14 protein-coding genes are annotated in these 15871 nt (G+C 56.5%); 4 read left to right on the top strand and 10 right to left on the bottom strand.

Annotated elements, in window-relative coordinates:
* Nucleotides 1-69: 69 nt before the first annotated feature.
* The 3 genes from dnaJ to grpE form a co-directional block, all read right to left on the bottom strand.
* Nucleotides 70-1194 carry a molecular chaperone DnaJ gene (dnaJ, locus tag ACHUE7_RS03840; RefSeq protein WP_394168819.1) on the bottom strand — a complete coding sequence of 375 codons (1125 nt, stop codon included), beginning with the start codon at nucleotides 1192-1194 and terminating at the stop codon, nucleotides 70-72.
* 176 nt (nucleotides 1195-1370) lie between these two features.
* Nucleotides 1371-3287 carry a molecular chaperone DnaK gene (gene dnaK, locus ACHUE7_RS03835; protein WP_394168818.1) on the bottom strand — a complete coding sequence of 639 codons (1917 nt, stop codon included), beginning with the start codon at nucleotides 3285-3287 and terminating at the stop codon, nucleotides 1371-1373.
* A 179-nt stretch (nucleotides 3288-3466) separates the two neighbouring features.
* Nucleotides 3467-4078: a nucleotide exchange factor GrpE gene (grpE, locus tag ACHUE7_RS03830; RefSeq protein ID WP_394168817.1), complete on the bottom strand. Its 612-nt coding sequence runs from the start codon at nucleotides 4076-4078 to the stop codon at nucleotides 3467-3469.
* A gap of 339 nt (nucleotides 4079-4417) precedes the next feature.
* On the opposite strand from grpE, the gene recN reads away from it, so the two are divergent.
* Complete coding sequence (recN, locus tag ACHUE7_RS03825; RefSeq protein WP_394168816.1) at nucleotides 4418-6094, top strand: DNA repair protein RecN; 1677 nt, start codon at nucleotides 4418-4420, stop codon at nucleotides 6092-6094.
* Nucleotides 6095-6283: 189 nt separating this feature from the next.
* Here recN and ACHUE7_RS03820 read toward each other — a convergent pair whose 3' ends face one another.
* Together ACHUE7_RS03820 and fur are read right to left on the bottom strand one after the other, a co-directional pair.
* Entirely contained in the window at nucleotides 6284-6871 is a 588-nt protein-coding gene (locus tag ACHUE7_RS03820) for a TlpA family protein disulfide reductase (protein ID WP_394168815.1), read from the bottom strand.
* 123 nt (nucleotides 6872-6994) lie between these two features.
* Nucleotides 6995-7405 (bottom strand): ferric iron uptake transcriptional regulator, encoded by a 411-nt coding sequence (gene fur, locus ACHUE7_RS03815; protein ID WP_127556598.1) that lies wholly within the window; start codon nucleotides 7403-7405, stop codon nucleotides 6995-6997.
* 48 nt (nucleotides 7406-7453) lie between these two features.
* On the opposite strand from fur, the gene ACHUE7_RS03810 reads away from it, so the two are divergent.
* A complete protein-coding gene (locus ACHUE7_RS03810; RefSeq protein WP_394168814.1) occupies nucleotides 7454-7870 on the top strand; it encodes an outer membrane protein assembly factor BamE in 417 nt (138 codons plus the stop codon).
* 20 nt (nucleotides 7871-7890) lie between these two features.
* On the opposite strand, the gene ACHUE7_RS03805 is transcribed toward ACHUE7_RS03810, so the two are convergent.
* From ACHUE7_RS03805 to ACHUE7_RS03795, 3 genes are all read right to left on the bottom strand, one after another.
* Entirely contained in the window at nucleotides 7891-8202 is a 312-nt protein-coding gene (locus ACHUE7_RS03805) for an RnfH family protein (protein WP_394168813.1), read from the bottom strand.
* A gap of 15 nt (nucleotides 8203-8217) precedes the next feature.
* Nucleotides 8218-8649, bottom strand: coding sequence for a type II toxin-antitoxin system RatA family toxin (locus tag ACHUE7_RS03800; RefSeq protein WP_394168812.1), 432 nt, complete (start codon nucleotides 8647-8649; stop codon nucleotides 8218-8220).
* A gap of 64 nt (nucleotides 8650-8713) precedes the next feature.
* Complete coding sequence (locus tag ACHUE7_RS03795; protein WP_394168811.1) at nucleotides 8714-10087, bottom strand: hypothetical protein; 1374 nt, start codon at nucleotides 10085-10087, stop codon at nucleotides 8714-8716.
* Nucleotides 10088-10345: 258 nt separating this feature from the next.
* Here ACHUE7_RS03795 and ACHUE7_RS03790 point away from each other — a divergent pair, with 258 nt between their 5' ends.
* Nucleotides 10346-11506 carry a PQQ-dependent sugar dehydrogenase gene (locus tag ACHUE7_RS03790; RefSeq protein ID WP_394168810.1) on the top strand — a complete coding sequence of 387 codons (1161 nt, stop codon included), beginning with the start codon at nucleotides 10346-10348 and terminating at the stop codon, nucleotides 11504-11506.
* Between the two features lie 61 nt (nucleotides 11507-11567).
* Here ACHUE7_RS03790 and ACHUE7_RS03785 read toward each other — a convergent pair whose 3' ends face one another.
* Both ACHUE7_RS03785 and ACHUE7_RS03780 read right to left on the bottom strand, forming a co-directional pair.
* Entirely contained in the window at nucleotides 11568-12353 is a 786-nt protein-coding gene (locus tag ACHUE7_RS03785) for a transporter substrate-binding domain-containing protein (RefSeq protein WP_394168809.1), read from the bottom strand.
* Nucleotides 12354-12485: 132 nt separating this feature from the next.
* Entirely contained in the window at nucleotides 12486-13343 is an 858-nt protein-coding gene (locus ACHUE7_RS03780) for an alpha/beta hydrolase (protein ID WP_394168808.1), read from the bottom strand.
* A 251-nt stretch (nucleotides 13344-13594) separates the two neighbouring features.
* On the opposite strand from ACHUE7_RS03780, the gene ACHUE7_RS03775 reads away from it, so the two are divergent.
* Complete coding sequence (locus tag ACHUE7_RS03775) at nucleotides 13595-15871, top strand: bifunctional salicylyl-CoA 5-hydroxylase/oxidoreductase (protein ID WP_394168807.1); 2277 nt, start codon at nucleotides 13595-13597, stop codon at nucleotides 15869-15871.

The following is a 15871-nucleotide window of genomic DNA, read 5'->3' as shown; positions in this document are numbered from 1 at the left end:
AGAGAGGGGGCGGCGTAGCTTTTGCTGTTGACACCCTCTCCCGTAAGCGGGAGCAGATTGGGAGGTAACTCAAAGCTCTTCAAAGAACTTTTTCACGCCGTCGAACCAGCCGTTGGAACGGGGTGAGTGCTTGTTACTGCCCATGCCGTCCTGCAACTCACGAAGCAGCTCTTTTTGCTTGCTGGTCAGGTTTACCGGGGTTTCCACCACCACGCGACACAGCAGGTCACCGATGCCACCGCCCCGAACCGGGGTAACACCCTTGCCTCGCAGGCGGAACAAACGGCCAGTCTGGGTTTCGGCGGGAATCTTGAGTTTTACCCGGCCTTCCAGAGTTGGCACTTCCAGCTCGCCCCCCAGGGCTGCCTCGGCGAAGCTGATCGGCACTTCGCAGTGCAAATTAGCCCCATCGCGTTCGAATATGGCGTGTTTCTTAACATGAACTTCAACGTAGAGGTCACCTGCCGGGCCACCGTTGCGACCCGCCTCACCCTTGCCAGACAGGCGAATTCGGTCACCGGTATCCACACCCGCTGGAATCTTCACATTCAGTGTTTTGGTTTCTTCCTTCACACCCCGGCCATAACAGCTGTTGCAGGGGTCGGTAATCATATGACCGGTGCCGGAACAGGTCGGACAGGTTTGCTGTACCGCAAAGAACCCCTGCTGCATTCGCACCTGGCCGATACCGCCACAAGTGGTACAGGTAGTCGGCTTGGTGCCCTTCTTGGCACCGCTGCCGTCACAGATTTCACAGGCGACCAGGGTGGGCACCTTGATGGTCTTCTCGGTACCGCGAACCGCGTCTTCCAGCGACATCTCCAGGTTGTATTTCAGGTCTGAACCGCGTTGCACGCTGGACCGGCCACGGCCACCGCCGCCCCCGAAAATATCACCAAACACATCGCCAAAGATGTCACTGAAGCTGCCGTGACCGCCGCCCTGGCCGCCGCCAAAGCCGCTTTGGCCATCAACACCGGCATGACCAAACTGATCGTATGCCGCTCGCTTCTGCGAATCGGCCAGCACTTCATAAGCCTCGGACAATTCCTTGAACTTGGTTTCAGCGTCTTTGTCATCCGGATTACGGTCCGGATGATACTTCATGGCCATGCGGCGATACGCTTTCTTGATGTCTTTTTCGTCCGCACCGCGTTCTACACCGAGTACGTCGTAATAGTCTCGTTTGGACATGGGAGTACAGTTAACCTTTTATAATGGGCGGTTGGGCTGATGATTTTTAGCTGTTGGTTTTGATCCGGGCCTGGTGGTGGCTGCCACATGGCTCACCCAAAAAGCCAATAGCTAAAAACCAGACAAGGCAACACCCCTTACGGGGTGTCACCTTTCGATTTACTCAAGTAATGTACTTACTTGTTGTCTTTTACTTCTTCGAACTCGGCATCGACGGCATCGTCAGCCGTGCTCTCGGCAGAGCCTTCAGCCTGTTCAGCACCAGCGTCACTGCCCTGATCGGCGTAGATCTTCTGAGCCAGTGCAGAAGACGCCTGAGTCAGCGCTTCGACCTTGGCGTTAATCGCTTCAACGTCGTCAGTCTTCAGTGCTTCCTCAACGTCCTGAATGGCCGTCTCAATGGCCTGCTTCTCTTCGTCGGTTGCCTTGTCGCCATGTTCTTTCAGCGTCTTCTGAGTCGAATGCACCAAAGCGTCGGCCGTGTTGCGAACCTGAGCCAGTTCTTCGAACTTGCGGTCCTCATCGGCGTGAGCTTCGGCATCTTTGACCATTTTGTCGATTTCATCATCGCTCAGACCAGAGTTGGCCTTGATAACAATCGACTGCTCTTTACCGGTGCCCTTGTCTTTGGCAGACACGTTCAGAATGCCGTTCGCATCGAGGTCAAAGCTGACTTCAATTTGTGGCATGCCGCGCGGAGCCGGCGGAATGTCGGCCAGGTCGAACCGACCCAGAGACTTATTCTGTGCCGCCACTTTACGCTCACCCTGAACCACATGAATGGTCACGGCAGCCTGGTTGTCGTCGGCCGTAGAGAACACCTGGCTCTTCTTGGTCGGAATCGTGGTGTTCTTTTCGATCAGCGGCGTCATGACGCCACCCATAGTCTCGATGCCCAGCGTCAGCGGCGTTACGTCGAGCAGCAGTACGTCTTTCACGTCGCCAGACAGTACCGCGCCCTGAATCGCAGCACCGATGGCCACGGCTTCATCCGGGTTAACGTCTTTGCGTGGCTCTTTACCGAAGAAGTCAGCGACTTTCTTCTGAACCAGTGGCATACGGGTCTGACCACCGACCAGAATGATGTCGTCGATGTCGCCAATTTCATGGTCAGCATCTTTCAGCGCCATACGAACTGGGTCCAGTGAACGCTCAACCAGCTCTTCCACCAGTGATTCCAGCTTGGCCCGGGTCACCTTCACGTTCAGGTGCTTGGGACCAGACGCATCGGCCGTGATGTAAGGCAGGTTCACGTCGGTCTGCTGGCTGGAAGACAGCTCAATCTTCGCTTTCTCGGCCGCTTCTTTCAGACGCTGCATCGCCAGGGCGTCGCCCTTCAGATCGATGCCTGAATCTTTTTTGAACGAATCCGCCAGGTAGTTGATCAGTTTCAGGTCAAAGTCTTCACCACCGAGGAAGGTGTCACCGTTGGTGGCCAGCACTTCAAACTGGTGCTCGCCATCGACTTCGGCAATTTCGATGATGGAAATATCGAAGGTACCACCACCCAGGTCATAGACGGCAACCACGCTGTCGCCGCGCTTCTTGTCCATGCCATAGGCAAGGGCTGCAGCCGTCGGCTCGTTGATGATGCGCTTAACTTCCAGACCGGCAATGCGGCCTGCGTCTTTGGTGGCCTGACGCTGGGAATCATTGAAATAGGCCGGTACGGTGATGACCGCTTCGGTTACTTTTTCGCCCAGGTATTCTTCAGCGGTTTTCTTCATTTTCTTCAGCACTTCGGCTGAAATTTGTGGCGGAGCTTTCTTGTCGCCCTTCACTTCAACCCAGGCGTCGCCGTTGTCGGCCTTCACGATCTTATACGGCACCATGCCGATGTCTTTCTGCACGACGTCGTCTTCGAAGCGACGGCCGATCAGGCGCTTCACCGCATAGAGGGTGTTGCTCGGATTGGTAACAGCCTGGCGTTTTGCCGGTTGGCCAACCAGTGTTTCATCGTCGTCGGTGAAGGCAACGATAGACGGCGTTGTACGATCGCCCTCTGCGTTTTCGATAACCTTGGGTTTGTCACCTTCCAAAATCGCTACACACGAGTTGGTTGTGCCCAGGTCGATGCCAATGATTTTACCCATGATACTGACACTCCATAATTTGCTGAACGGTTCTGATAACGGTTCGGTTAACGTCTTGTCTGGCTATATGAGAGCCGCTTTGCTGAATTCAAGACCCCACACTGTGCAGGGGTATTTTTATCCGCTTTTTTAAACCAAAAAAGCTGTTTCAGCCCTAAATAAGGTGCCGAACGTGATAATCAAGCGGTCTCGTCAATGCTGTTTTTGGACGGGCCACCCTTGCTGACCATCACCATGGCCGGACGCACCAGGCGCCCATGCAAGGCGTAGCCTTTTTGCATAACCGCCATTACGGTATTGGGCTCCATGTCCGGGTTTTCCACCATGCTCATCGCCTGGTGCACCTGCGGATCAAAGGGCTCGCCTTCGGGGTTGATGACCGTGATGCTGAACTTTTCAAAGCTATCCAGCAGGCTCTTCAGCGTCATCTCCACGCCTTCTTTCAGCGGCTTGACTTCGGCTGTCTCGGTCTCAATCGCCGCCAGCGTGCGCTCAAGGTTGTCGGCTACGTCCAGAATTTCCCGTACCAGTTTTTCCTGGCCATACTTGTGGGCATTCTCGACGTCTTTTTCAACACGCCGACGCACGTTTACCATCTCTGCTTCAGCACGCAAGTAGCGGTCTTTATTGTGCTGAGCCTCTTCACGGGCTGCCTCAAGCTCAGCCACCAGGTCCTGCTCTGTCGCTGCCCCTGCGGCCTCTTCGGGCGCTGCCTGGGTGTCTTCGACCAGCGTCTCATCCTGGGGGGCGTCGGTTTCCTGTGCTTCTACGGGTTTCTCTTCGTGTGCCATTTACTGATCCAACTCTCTATTCCAAAAAACGACCGTGTTCAAAGTGAGGCTCTTCCGGCACCCGGAGCGGATAACAGGAAGAAGCTAGCTGGCGCACTTTAATTGGGCCGTGAGTGGGCATTTCAAGGCTGTTACACCTCTTTAACGCGACAAAACGACGCCTTTCGGCCAAAAAAACCGTCTATCAGGCTTATCTAAGGAACAATCAGAATAAACAACGTCGGCTGATCGCCGGCTTGTTACCAGGAACAAGCGCTCAGCCCCTGCAAAATCTACTTGAGCTTGCCCAGTTTTTACTGTACAAAAACACAGTATTCAGGCAACCCAGGTCGCTTACCCATGCTGCACACACTACTGATTCGCAACATCGCCATCGCCGACAACATTGAGGTGGAATGGAAACAGGGCATGACCGCCATTTCCGGTGAAACCGGGGCGGGCAAGTCCATCTTGCTTAACGGACTGTCGCTGGCACTGGGCGAACGGGCTGACAGCAGCGTGGTACGGCACGGTGAAAAACGGGCCGAGGTCACTGCCACCTTCCAGGTCGGGCGCATCGCGTCAGCACTGGAATGGCTAGCCGAACGGGATCTCGACCAGGGCGAGGAATGCATACTGCGCCGTACCGTCTCGGCCGAAGGCCGTTCGCGTGCCTACATTAACGGGCAACCGGTACCACTGACGGAGCTGAAAGCCCTGGGCGAAATGCTGATCGACATTCACAGCCAGCATGCCCATCAATCCTTGCTGCGCATAGACACCCACCGCACCCTGCTGGACGACTACGCCGGCCTGGCAGACCAGGCCCAGGCTGTGCGCCATGCCTGGATACGCTGGCAGGGCAAGGCGCGCCATTACAACCAGCTTAAAGCCCAGGCCGACGACAACAGCGCCCGTCAGCAATTACTGAACTATCAGTTTGAGGAGCTCAGTGCCCTGGCACTGGAAGCCGGTGAAGTGGAGGCCCTGGAGGTGGAGTTTCGCCGCTACGGACAAACCGAAACGCTGGTCAGCGGTGCCTATGCCGCGCGTCAGTTTCTGGAACCGGAAACCGACGGACCCGGCGCACTCGATGGCCTCAAACAGGCCCTGCACCAGTTACGCAACCTGAATGACACCAATACCTCGTTAAGTAATGCGATGGAGCTGCTCGACAGCGCACTGATTCAAAGCCAGGAAGCCGTTAACGATCTGGACCACTATCTGGCCAGCTTCGAGGTTGATGAAAGCCGGGTGCAGCATGTAGAAGAGCGGCTCGACCGCATTCACACCCTGGCGCGCAAGCACCAGGTGCGCTCCGAGGCCCTGCCTGGCCTGATCGAAGAGCTGGAAACCGAACTGGCTACCCTTGCCGAAGCCGTTGACGGACTCGAAGATCTGGCCGATGAAGTCAATACATTGGCCGAAACCTATCAACAACAAGCCCGGGAGCTCTCCGTGCAACGCCAGGCCGCCGCTACACGCATGGCCGACGATGTGATGGAAAAACTGCACCAGCTCGCCATGCCCGGCGCTTGCTTTGAGGTAGCCTTTACCGAACTCGATAAAGCCACGCCCGATGGCCTGGATCAGATCGAATTCCTGGTCAGCATGAACCCGGGGCAACCCGTACGTCCGCTGGGCAAAGTTGCCTCCGGTGGTGAGCTATCGCGAATTTCATTGGCGATTCAGGTAATTTGCGCCGAGCACAGCACCATTCCCACCCTGGTGTTCGACGAAGTCGATGTGGGCATCAGCGGTGCAACGGCCGAAATTGTTGGGTTAATGCTGCGCAGTGTTGGCGAACGTGGCCAAGTGATTTGCGTCACTCACTTGCCACAGGTCGCAGCCCAGGGGCACAACCATTGCGTGGTCAGCAAAGAGCAACAAGGCCAGATTACCCGCACCCGGATATTGCCGATCCAACAAGAAAGCCGGATCGACGAAATTGCCCGTATGCTGGGGGGCATTGATATAACGGCCCAGACACGGGCCCATGCGGAAGAAATGCTAATGCGGCAGCAGCGCCAACATTGATGAGATGCATTTCATGGCAGTTATGGCTGCTTATAGCAGTAATGGCAGCGCCCTTCCCCTGTACCCTAACTCTCCCCCTGAAGTGGAGAGAGGCCAGTTAATTGCAGTGCCATAAGTGGGAGCCGCTGGTCATTTCCAGTCAACTAACGGCACCCTCACCCGTCCTACGGGAGAGGGTTTTCTACAGTGTTAAAGCAGGCTCTGCAGAAACGCCAGAGTTTCTTCCTTACCTGCAAACCCGGCTTCTACTTTCTGGACGGTACCGGATTTATCAATAACGTAGGCCGTTGGGTACCCCTGAGGACGGAATTCGCTGACTACTTGCTGGTCTTTATCCGACAGGATCAGGAAGTCGACCGGGGTCCCTTGCAGGAAGCGCTCTGCCAATGCTACGTCTTCGTCGGTGTTGATACCAATGAACACAACACCCTGGCCGCGCAGTTCTTCATGCAATTCATTGATTTCCGGGAAGGATTTACGGCAAGTGGTGCACCAGCTCGCCCAGAAATCGATATAAACGACGCGCCCCTGCAGCGCAGTGCTGTCGAGCACCCGGCCATCGAGTGTGGGCAGCCGGAATGCGGGCATGCTGTCGCCTTCGCTGACATCCGCCATGGCGGCGGGGGCGACGCTGAACAGAGCACCCAAAGCGACCAGTCCCGATATCAGCGATAATCTGATGGTGCCCTTTCTGGCACCTGTCACGCGGTCAGCCAGGGGCTGGCCGGTACCAGAGCGCTTTCCAAACCGGTAAACAATACTTCCAACTGCCGACATACTACCCACTCCATTTTGGATCGATCGAACCAGCAGTATACGTCAGCACCGGCCACAGGAACGGGAACGGGTTCACGCCCCGGGCAGGTTCCAGGCTTTTATACCCGGACTAAAACGGGCGTATCAGGCCTTTTTGGCGCGCACGTACAGAATGAGGCTGTGGTCCACAAGCTCAAGACCATGTTCTTTTGCAATTTCATGCTGGCGGCGTTCAATAATGTCGTCGACGAATTCAATCACCTCGCCATTATCGACATTGACCATATGGTCGTGGTGTTCCGGGCTTGCCAGCTCATAAACCGAGTGGGTACCGTCGAAATTGTGCTTGGCCACCAGCCCGGCCGATTCAAACTGGGTCAGCACCCGGTATACGGTTGCCAGCCCGACATCTTCGCCGCTGTCCTGAAGCGCTTTGTACACCTCTTCGGCACTCATGTGTCCGTCGGGGTTACCTTCGAACATTTGCAGGATTTTGAGCCTTGGCAAAGTGACTTTGAGGCCAACTTTTTTCAGTTCCTGGTTTTGAGTTGTCACTGTGTCGTCTCCTGTAATCTTGCGTGATACACTGCCGGGCGCTGCCGCATGCGCAACATTCAACAGCTGGCACCCATGCCGCTGACCGTCTTTTTGTACTGTTATTTGTACTGTGTCTTAACTATTGAATGGGATGATAACGATTTGAACCTGAAAAGAACAAAGGTAATTGCCCGCGCCCTTATCAGCAGCGCACTGGTGAGCCTTACCCTGAGCGCTTGCACCCTGCTAACGCCTTATCAGCCAGAGCTCAAACAAGGGAATTTTGTTAAAGAAGAGCAGCTTCAGCAACTTACACCAGGCATGTCGACCGAGCAGGTACAGTTTCTGCTGGGCACGCCCATGCTGACGGGCGAAGACCCCCAGAACCGCTGGGTGTACCCCATTCTGGATGAAGAGGGTGAATACCGCACAGTAACCGTGGAATTCGAAGGCAGCAGCGTGGCACGCATCAGCCGCAGCTGACGCCAGTGCACGGTCACAGACTACAGGTTCTCGCCAGCGGCATCCTGTTTGGCTTTGGCGGCCCGGTTTAACCGGGCCTGCTTGGGGTCGATCAGCAACGGACGATACAGCTCTACCCTGTCTCCTGCATGCAGCTCTTCGCTATCTGGCTTGGGTACCTTTCGACCAAACACCCCCATCGGTATGCCTTCCAGCGATAGCTCCGGAAACTCCCGCTCGATCCCGCTCTGACGAACGGCTTCGGCAACCGTGGTGCCCACCGGAACCTCCACCTCGATGATGCGCTGTTTTTCCGGCGTAGCGTAGGCCACTTCTACTTTGATCATGTCCATACAAAAAACTTGCCTTTACCCGTAGAGTTGCTGTGCCCGGCGCACGAATGCGTCCACCATGCGGTCTGCAACCTGCCTGAAGATTTGCCCAAAGGCAAAGGCCGCCAGCCGGCCATCGGTCTCAAAGTTCAAATCCAGCGTTACCCGGCACCCATCATCGCCCAGAGGCTTAATGGTCCAGACACCGTGCAGAGACTTCAACGGCCCTTCTTCCAGATTCAATTCAATGCGGTGCGGCCGCTCCAACCGGTTCCGGGTGATGAGCGTCCGCTCGATGCCTGCCTTGCGCACCACCATTCGCCCGACCATATGATGCTCTGAAGCCTCTACGACATCGGCAGCAACCACCCCGTCGAGAAACGCCGGATAGGAAGCGACATCGTTAATCAGGTCATAGAGGGTTTCCGCTGAATGCGGCAACAGGGCAGAACGGTGAATGTCGGTCATGAAAACCTGCAAGTGAATGTGTGTAAGGCGGCATCAACCCAGATTATTGGCCCGCCTGAGCCGATCAATCCAGCGGGTAAATAGCCTGGCGGCGGATCCAGCGGGCCAGCTGCAGCAGTACCGCCAGCAGTGCGGTAACACCGAGAATCTCGGACAGGCTGGCACCACTCAACCCCAGCGAATCGCGGGTAAATGTTAACGCAAGCGCCGCCGGGATCACAAATTTGAGTGAGGCACGCCACGCCAGGTAGCGCCCGCCAACCCGGGGGTTAACTTGTTTCAACACCTGGTTGGGCGGTAAGTGCCAGCCTACCCCCCAGGAAATCATCAGCGCCACCAATGGTACCACCAGTGAATAACTGAAGCCGCTGAGCAGTTCGGAAAACGGCTGGCCACGCCAGGTCAGCGCTGATTCGACTTGCACCGACACCATCAACACCAGTGCCAGCAGGGCCGCCGCTAGCAAAGCCAGCAGCAGGCCACCTCGCCGGGTTTGACCACTGCCACTCAGGCTGATCAGCAGCAACAGCGGTACGCTGCTCAGCATGCCAATCACGGCGGCCACCAGCATGAACAGCCGTAACTGGGTGACCCCGTCACCCCCTCTGGCGATTTGTTCAACCAACCCTTGCAGCACCAGGCCAGCATCGCCACTGGAAGCGGGAATAATGGTAAGGCCCGGAAAAACAGCCGAGACAATCGATAAACCGAGCCACAAATCAAATAACTGCACCGAAAGCACCCAGTAACCGGTGGGCAGGCTTTGTGGCAGCCGGGTACCGACCAGATACCAAACCAGAAAGCCGGCAACCGATGACAACAGGGCGTATTTCAGTGCCTGCTGCACGCCTTCGGCGGTCACTTCTCCCCAGCTCCAGGCATCGAGCAGGGCGCCGGATTGGGGAATTTGCAGAATGATGAACAACAGGCACAGCGGTAACGCGACGGCGTATGCGAAGGCCATTCCATACCAGGCAAACCAGGCCAGCACGGCGAGAATACCCACTTGCAGCACGATCCAGCGCGACAGGTGCACCTGGTCGGCCCCCAGTTCATACCAGTACAGTATGCGGTCGAGCCCGTCGAAGTCGGTCAAGCCACCGCGCAGGGCGTCGCTGGTGATGGCGAGTGTCCAACTGGCGTTGTGCAATGTCAGCGCTACGACGCAGATAACGGCCAGCACCAGCGCACTCAACACCACCGGTGCCAGCGGGCCCAGCCGACCCGTTTGCACCCATTCAAAGGGCGTAATACGGTAATGACGCCCGGCCACGAGCTCTGCATGAAGCAGCGGCAGCACGATCACCAGTTTAAAGATGGCGTAAAGCGCCAGAAAGGTCAGCTCCCCATACCGTGCCGCATACACAGGCAATAACAGGAAATCCGACAGGCCAATCTGGCTGCCAAAAAGGATCAACAGGATCAATAATCGATTCATCCGCGCAGTATACCCTGAAACCGCCTACAGTCAGATTGCGTAGAATTTAGTGGCCGAGTCTAATTGGGTGCAGTAATCCGTGCCATCTGCCGGGCAGGCACCTCCGGGGTCGGCGTAAACCCGTCCTTGGGGCCTAGACTTCGGCATCCATGCCTCGGATTTCCCCGGAGATGCCTGCCCGGCAGACGTCACTCGGTGCTTAGCTAACAGCCACATCCCAAATTCAGAAAAATTGGAAATACCATCAGGAGTCTAACGATGAACAGAGCGAGCCGACCCAGCACAACGACTCGATCAGCGATGCTTTTGCTATCGGGTCTACTCTTACTGCCCTCCTCCATTCTGGCCGAACCGTTGTCTGAGGGCTCCAGCCTGGGCCACGAGTACCAGGTTGAAGCAGTCGCCAGTGGCTTCGGCACGCCCTGGGGTATGGCGTTTATTTCCGATACTAAAATGGTCATTACCGGCCGCGCAGGGCAGCTCTGGCTGCTGAATACTGAATCCGGCGAAAGCTCAGAACTCAGCGGTCTGCCCGGCGATATCGCCACCCGCGGCCAGGGTGGTCTGCTCGACGTGCAAACCAGCCCCTCATTCGGGTCAGACCGGACGCTGTACTTTACCTACAGCAAGGCAGTCGACGGCGGTGCAGCCACGACGCTGGCTCGGGCTGTATTATCAGAAAACAGTGACCAGCTAACGGGCTGGGAAGACCTGCTGGTAACCGATTCTGCTTCAAACGCCGGCCAGCATTTCGGCAGCCGGGTCACCTTTGACCACGAGGGCTACGTCTACTTTGGTGTGGGCGACCGGGGTGATAGGGACAATGGGCAGGATTTCAGCAACCATGCCTCATCCATCATGCGGCTACATCTGGATGGCCGGGTGCCGGATGACAATCCCTTTGTTGACGACGCCAATATTCCCGATGAAATCTGGAGTCTGGGCCATCGGAACCCTCAGGGTCTGGCCTATGATCTCGAGCGACATCGGCTCTGGGAGATTGAGCATGGTCCGCGCGGGGGTGATGAAATCAACGTGATTGAGGCGGGCGAGAACTATGGCTGGCCTGTGGTTTCTCATGGCCGGGAGTACTGGGGCCCGGTCGATGTGGGCGAAGCAGAGTCGCTGCCCGGCTACGTCGACCCGGTAAAAGTCTATGTGCCGTCCATCGCACCCGGAAGCCTTCTGGTGTATCGGGGCGACGCCTTTCCTGACTGGCAAGGCCACTTATTTGCCGGTGCACTGGTGCTAACGCACCTGAATCACATCGCAGTAAATGCCCAGGGTGAGATTGGCGAGGAAGACCGCTTGCTTGAAGACCTGGGCGAACGCATTCGGGCGGTTGCCGAAGACAACCGGGGCCATCTGTATCTGTCGACCGACAGCGGCCGCATTCTGCGCGTCTCGCCCCCAAACTGAGGGAGTCTGAGCGCCCGGTTTCTGGCTCTATTGGCCGCCAGAGTCCGGGCAAAGGGTCACGTCAGTCGACCATCACGTCGAAGAAAAGGTAATCTTTACGGATGCGGTTGTAAGTCCCATCGCTTTTTACCGAGTCCAACCCCTGGTTGAACAGACGTCTGAGGTTATCGTCTTCGGGCCGGAACGCCATGCCAACACCTTCACCCAACTGGCGTGCCTTACCCAGAATCGGGAAGTTACCGCCAATCATGAACTCGCTTTCCCAGTGGGGGTAGTCGTGAAACACGGCATCCACTTCCTGACTGCGCAAGGCCGTATTGACCTCTTCGTTGGTCTCGTAGGTACGAATTGAGGCTACATCGCCGTACGTTTCCATTAGGTATTCGTGCTGAATGGTGTTTGCAATGACGCCAATCCGGCGCTCTTGCAGCGCGTTCTTGCTGTCGGAGCTGATGCCGCTAGCGCTGTGGGTAAACAAAACCGACGGGGTCGAGTAATACGGGTCGGAAAAGTCGACCCGCACTTTGCGTTCGCTGTTAATCGACATCGACGACATGATGGTGTCGTAGTTGCCAGCCAGCAAGCCATCGATGATGCCATCCCAAGGGGTGACGACCCATTCGCATTGAATGTTCAACCGGCGACAAGTGGCATTGCCTAAATCAATCTCAAACCCGGTGAGTTCGCCGTTATCATCACGGAACTCGTAGGGCGGGTATGGCACATCAACGCCGATACGAACAACATCGAGATCTATTTCCGTTGACCCCTGGAATTGCATATAGCCGTAACCGGCACCGACAGCAACCACTACAATCAGTAACGGCAGAATAATCTTCAGATTCATATAACGCATTCACTCTCTAGGGATTCACCGAACAGATACCGTACCGTAATTTCAACCCCCACACCCGGCCTGAGGTCGTATTTATGCAGATTATGTACTCATGGCTGAAAAAACCGGCGGCCTAACCCGTAATCATGCTATGTGGCGCATAATGGCGTCAAATACCTGGCCTGATCCGTCATTCAATCCGTCAATAACGGTAAAGTGATCACAGCCGACGACAGACTCCACGGCAACGCCTTGCTGCGCGTCAGTCGCCAAAAGATGAGCCTGATACGCCTTCGACTGACGGTGAAACTCATCCGACTCCAGGGCTCCCACTACCAGATTCACCGGGCAAGCTACCCTTGGCTCAATACGAACCGGGCTCAGCGTCATCACATCCCTCCCCGTCAGTTGCAGCTTGGGCTGCAGCCAGGAATAGGGAAAAGGCGCAAGATCAAATAACCCACTAATAGCCGTAGCGCCTTTAATCAAGTCAGGCGAGCGGCCGTAAAGCCCCTGCCAGTCGGTCGACAGTAACATACCGACAATATGCCCGCCTGCCGAATGACCGGACACTGTAATGCGTTCCGGGTCATAGCCATAGTCTGCCGCATGATCGGCCAGCCAAAGCAGGGAAACCTGACACTGACGCACCAGTTCGCCCAAGGTCACCGAAGGACACAGGGCATAGTTGACCACCGCCACACTGACGCCGGTCTCTACTAGCCCGCGCGCGGCAAAGGCGAACTCCTTGTTGCTCAACGAACGCCAGTAGCCCCCATGAAAGAACACATGCAACGGGGCGCCCGGAGTTTTGGCAGGAAACAGATCCAGCGTTTCCGCCAGGCTCTGGCCAAAGCGCAGATCAGCATGAACCTTCAAATCAGCCACCGTGGCCGCGCTCATAGCGTTGTAACGCGCCATAGCGGCAGCCCCATCGGCCGTTTTCGAGGGGTCGTAGGCCAGATCAATGGCCTCCTGAGTTTCAAAGTGACGGTACAGCATGATGACTCCGGGTTGAGGAGGCTCTGAACAATTCACGCGGGGCTCTGCGGGAGCCTAGCGTGAATTGTTCAGAGCCTCCTGAATTTCAATAAGGGCTTCAGGATACCCCCGAACGCCTTTTGGACGCCATTAAAGCGCTTACTAACAATATTCTTCAAGTATAAACGTTTAGGCTTGAAATACTTTTCAGGGGAGTCTACATTGGTCCGAACAACTTGAATCTGCCTGCCACAGTAGCAAAGGTTAAAACAATGAAAATAGCTTGCCTCGGCGGTGGACCTGCGGGTCTGTATTTTGCCATCAGCGCCAAGTTGCGTAATCCGGACCATGACATCCAGGTGTTTGAGCGCAACAAGGCCGACGACACCTTCGGCTGGGGGGTCGTACTGTCTGACGAAACCCTCGACAACCTGTCGCAGAACGACCCGGTTAGCGCCGAACGCATTCGCGAGCACTTCGCCTACTGGGATGACATTGCCGTTGTTCACAACGGCGTGCGCACCACCTCGACCGGTCATGGTTTTTGCGGCATTGGCCGCATGCAATTACTGATTCTGCTGCAGGAGCGCGCCCGGGAACTCGGGATCACCCTGCACTTCGAAACGCCTTTTGAAGACATCGACACCTTTGTCAGTGACTTCGACCTGGTAGTCGCGGCCGATGGCATCAACTCCAAGGTACGTCAGCACTTCGAGCACATTTTCAAACCCGATATCGACGTTCGTGCCTGCAAGTTTGTCTGGCTCGGCACCCATCAGAAATTCAACGATGCCTTTACCTTCATCTTCGAGAAAACCGAGCACGGCTGGGTCTGGGCGCACGCCTATCAATTCGATAACGACACCGCGACCTTCATCGTTGAATGCTCAGAAGCAACCTGGAACGCCTTCGGGTTCGGGTCAATGAACCAGGACGAATCAATCGCCGTCTGCGAACGTATCTTCGCAGATCATCTCGACGGCCATGCGCTGATGACCAACGCCCGCCACATTCGCGGCTCAGCCTGGATCAATTTCCCGCGGGTACTGTGCGAACGCTGGAGCCACAAGAACGTGGTACTGATGGGCGACGCCTCGGCCACCGCGCATTTTTCCATCGGTTCCGGAACCAAGCTAGCGTTGGAATCCGCCATTGCCCTGGCCGACTATGTTGAATCCGAACCAACGCTCAGTGCCGCCTTCGAACGCTACGAAGCAGAGCGACGACTGCAGGTGTTACGCCTGCAATCAGCAGCACGTAATTCCACCGAATGGTTTGAACAGGTAGAACGCTACCTGGATCTGGATCCGGTCCAATTCAACTACGCCCTGCTGACTCGTTCGCAACGCATTAGCCACGAGAACTTACGCCTGCGCGACCCGGCCTGGTTGCAATCGGCCGAGCGCTGGTACCAGCAACAGGCCGGAGCCGACACTGATCAGGCACCCATGTTCGCACCTTACAAAGTACGCGGCATGACACTGAAAAATCGGGTGGTCGTTTCACCAATGGCGCAATACAAGGCCGTCGATGGCTGCCCGACCGACTGGCACTTCGTGCATTATGCCGAGCGCGCCAAGGGCGGGGCGGGGCTGGTGTACACCGAAATGACCTGCGTTACCCCGGAAGGCCGAATCACGCCCGGATGCCCCTGCCTCTATAGCGCCGAGCAAGTCACGGCCTGGAAACGCCTGACCGATTTTGTGCATGCGGAAACCGACGCCAAACTCTGCATGCAACTGGGCCATTCCGGCGCCAAGGGCTCAACCCAACTCGGCTGGGAAACCATGGATGCGCCGCTTAAAGAAGGCAACTGGCCCATCATGGCCGCCACGGCGCTGCCCTGGTCACCGAACAACGCATTGCCCAAAGCCATGGACCGCGCCGATATGGATACAGTTCGGGACGCCTTTGTGAAGGCTGCCCACTTGGCTGAAGAAGCGGGCTTCGACATGCTCGAAGTGCACGCCGCACACGGCTATTTGCTCTCGGGCTTCATTACCCCGCTGACCAATCACCGCACCGACGAATACGGCGGCAGTCTGGATAACCGAATGCGCTATCCGCTCGAAGTGGTAAAGGCGGTGCGCGAAGCCTGGCCTGAAGACAAACCGCTGTCGGTGCGAATTTCAGCCCACGACTGGGTCGGCGATGAGGGCATTACACCCGATGAAGCCGTCGAAATCGCAGCACGATTCAAGGCCGTCGGTGTTGACCTGATCGATGTGTCTGCGGGTCAGACCTCGGTGCAAGCGCAGCCTGTTTACGGCCGCATGTTCCAGACCCCGTTTGCCGATCGCATTCGCAACGATCTGAAAATACCCACCATGGCCGTCGGCAACATCTACGACCCGGACCATGTGAATTCCATCTTAATGGCTGGCCGCGCCGATCTGGTCTGCCTGGCACGGCCGCACCTGGCCGACCCCTACTGGACCCTGCACGCCGCTGCCAAAATCGGCAACGACCACCAGAACTGGCCCAAACCTTACTATGCGGGGCGCGATCAACTGCTGCGTCTGGCTGAACGCGATGAAGGACTGATTTAA

The sequence above is a fragment of the Saccharospirillum alexandrii genome, assembly GCF_043641555.1.
Lineage (GTDB): Bacteria > Pseudomonadota > Gammaproteobacteria > Pseudomonadales > Natronospirillaceae > Saccharospirillum > Saccharospirillum alexandrii_A.
This window is presented reverse-complemented; position numbering and strand designations above follow the sequence as displayed.

What these genes read in the sequence shown, in the direction of transcription:
- dnaJ (WP_394168819.1), bottom strand. Translation starts at nt 1,194, where the DNA reads ATGTCCAAACGAGACTATTACGACGTACTCGGTGTAGAACGCGGTGCG.
- dnaK (WP_394168818.1), bottom strand. Translation starts at nt 3,287, where the DNA reads ATGGGTAAAATCATTGGCATCGACCTGGGCACAACCAACTCGTGTGTA.
- grpE (WP_394168817.1), bottom strand. Translation starts at nt 4,078, where the DNA reads ATGGCACACGAAGAGAAACCCGTAGAAGCACAGGAAACCGACGCCCCC.
- recN (WP_394168816.1), top strand. Translation starts at nt 4,418, where the DNA reads ATGCTGCACACACTACTGATTCGCAACATCGCCATCGCCGACAACATT.
- ACHUE7_RS03820 (WP_394168815.1), bottom strand. Translation starts at nt 6,871, where the DNA reads ATGTCGGCAGTTGGAAGTATTGTTTACCGGTTTGGAAAGCGCTCTGGT.
- ACHUE7_RS03810 (WP_394168814.1), top strand. Translation starts at nt 7,454, where the DNA reads ATGCGCAACATTCAACAGCTGGCACCCATGCCGCTGACCGTCTTTTTG.
- ACHUE7_RS03805 (WP_394168813.1), bottom strand. Translation starts at nt 8,202, where the DNA reads ATGGACATGATCAAAGTAGAAGTGGCCTACGCTACGCCGGAAAAACAG.
- ACHUE7_RS03800 (WP_394168812.1), bottom strand. Translation starts at nt 8,649, where the DNA reads ATGACCGACATTCACCGTTCTGCCCTGTTGCCGCATTCAGCGGAAACC.
- ACHUE7_RS03795 (WP_394168811.1), bottom strand. Translation starts at nt 10,087, where the DNA reads ATGAATCGATTATTGATCCTGTTGATCCTTTTTGGCAGCCAGATTGGC.
- ACHUE7_RS03790 (WP_394168810.1), top strand. Translation starts at nt 10,346, where the DNA reads ATGAACAGAGCGAGCCGACCCAGCACAACGACTCGATCAGCGATGCTT.
- ACHUE7_RS03785 (WP_394168809.1), bottom strand. Translation starts at nt 12,353, where the DNA reads ATGAATCTGAAGATTATTCTGCCGTTACTGATTGTAGTGGTTGCTGTC.
- ACHUE7_RS03780 (WP_394168808.1), bottom strand. Translation starts at nt 13,343, where the DNA reads ATGCTGTACCGTCACTTTGAAACTCAGGAGGCCATTGATCTGGCCTAC.
- ACHUE7_RS03775 (WP_394168807.1), top strand. Translation starts at nt 13,595, where the DNA reads ATGAAAATAGCTTGCCTCGGCGGTGGACCTGCGGGTCTGTATTTTGCC.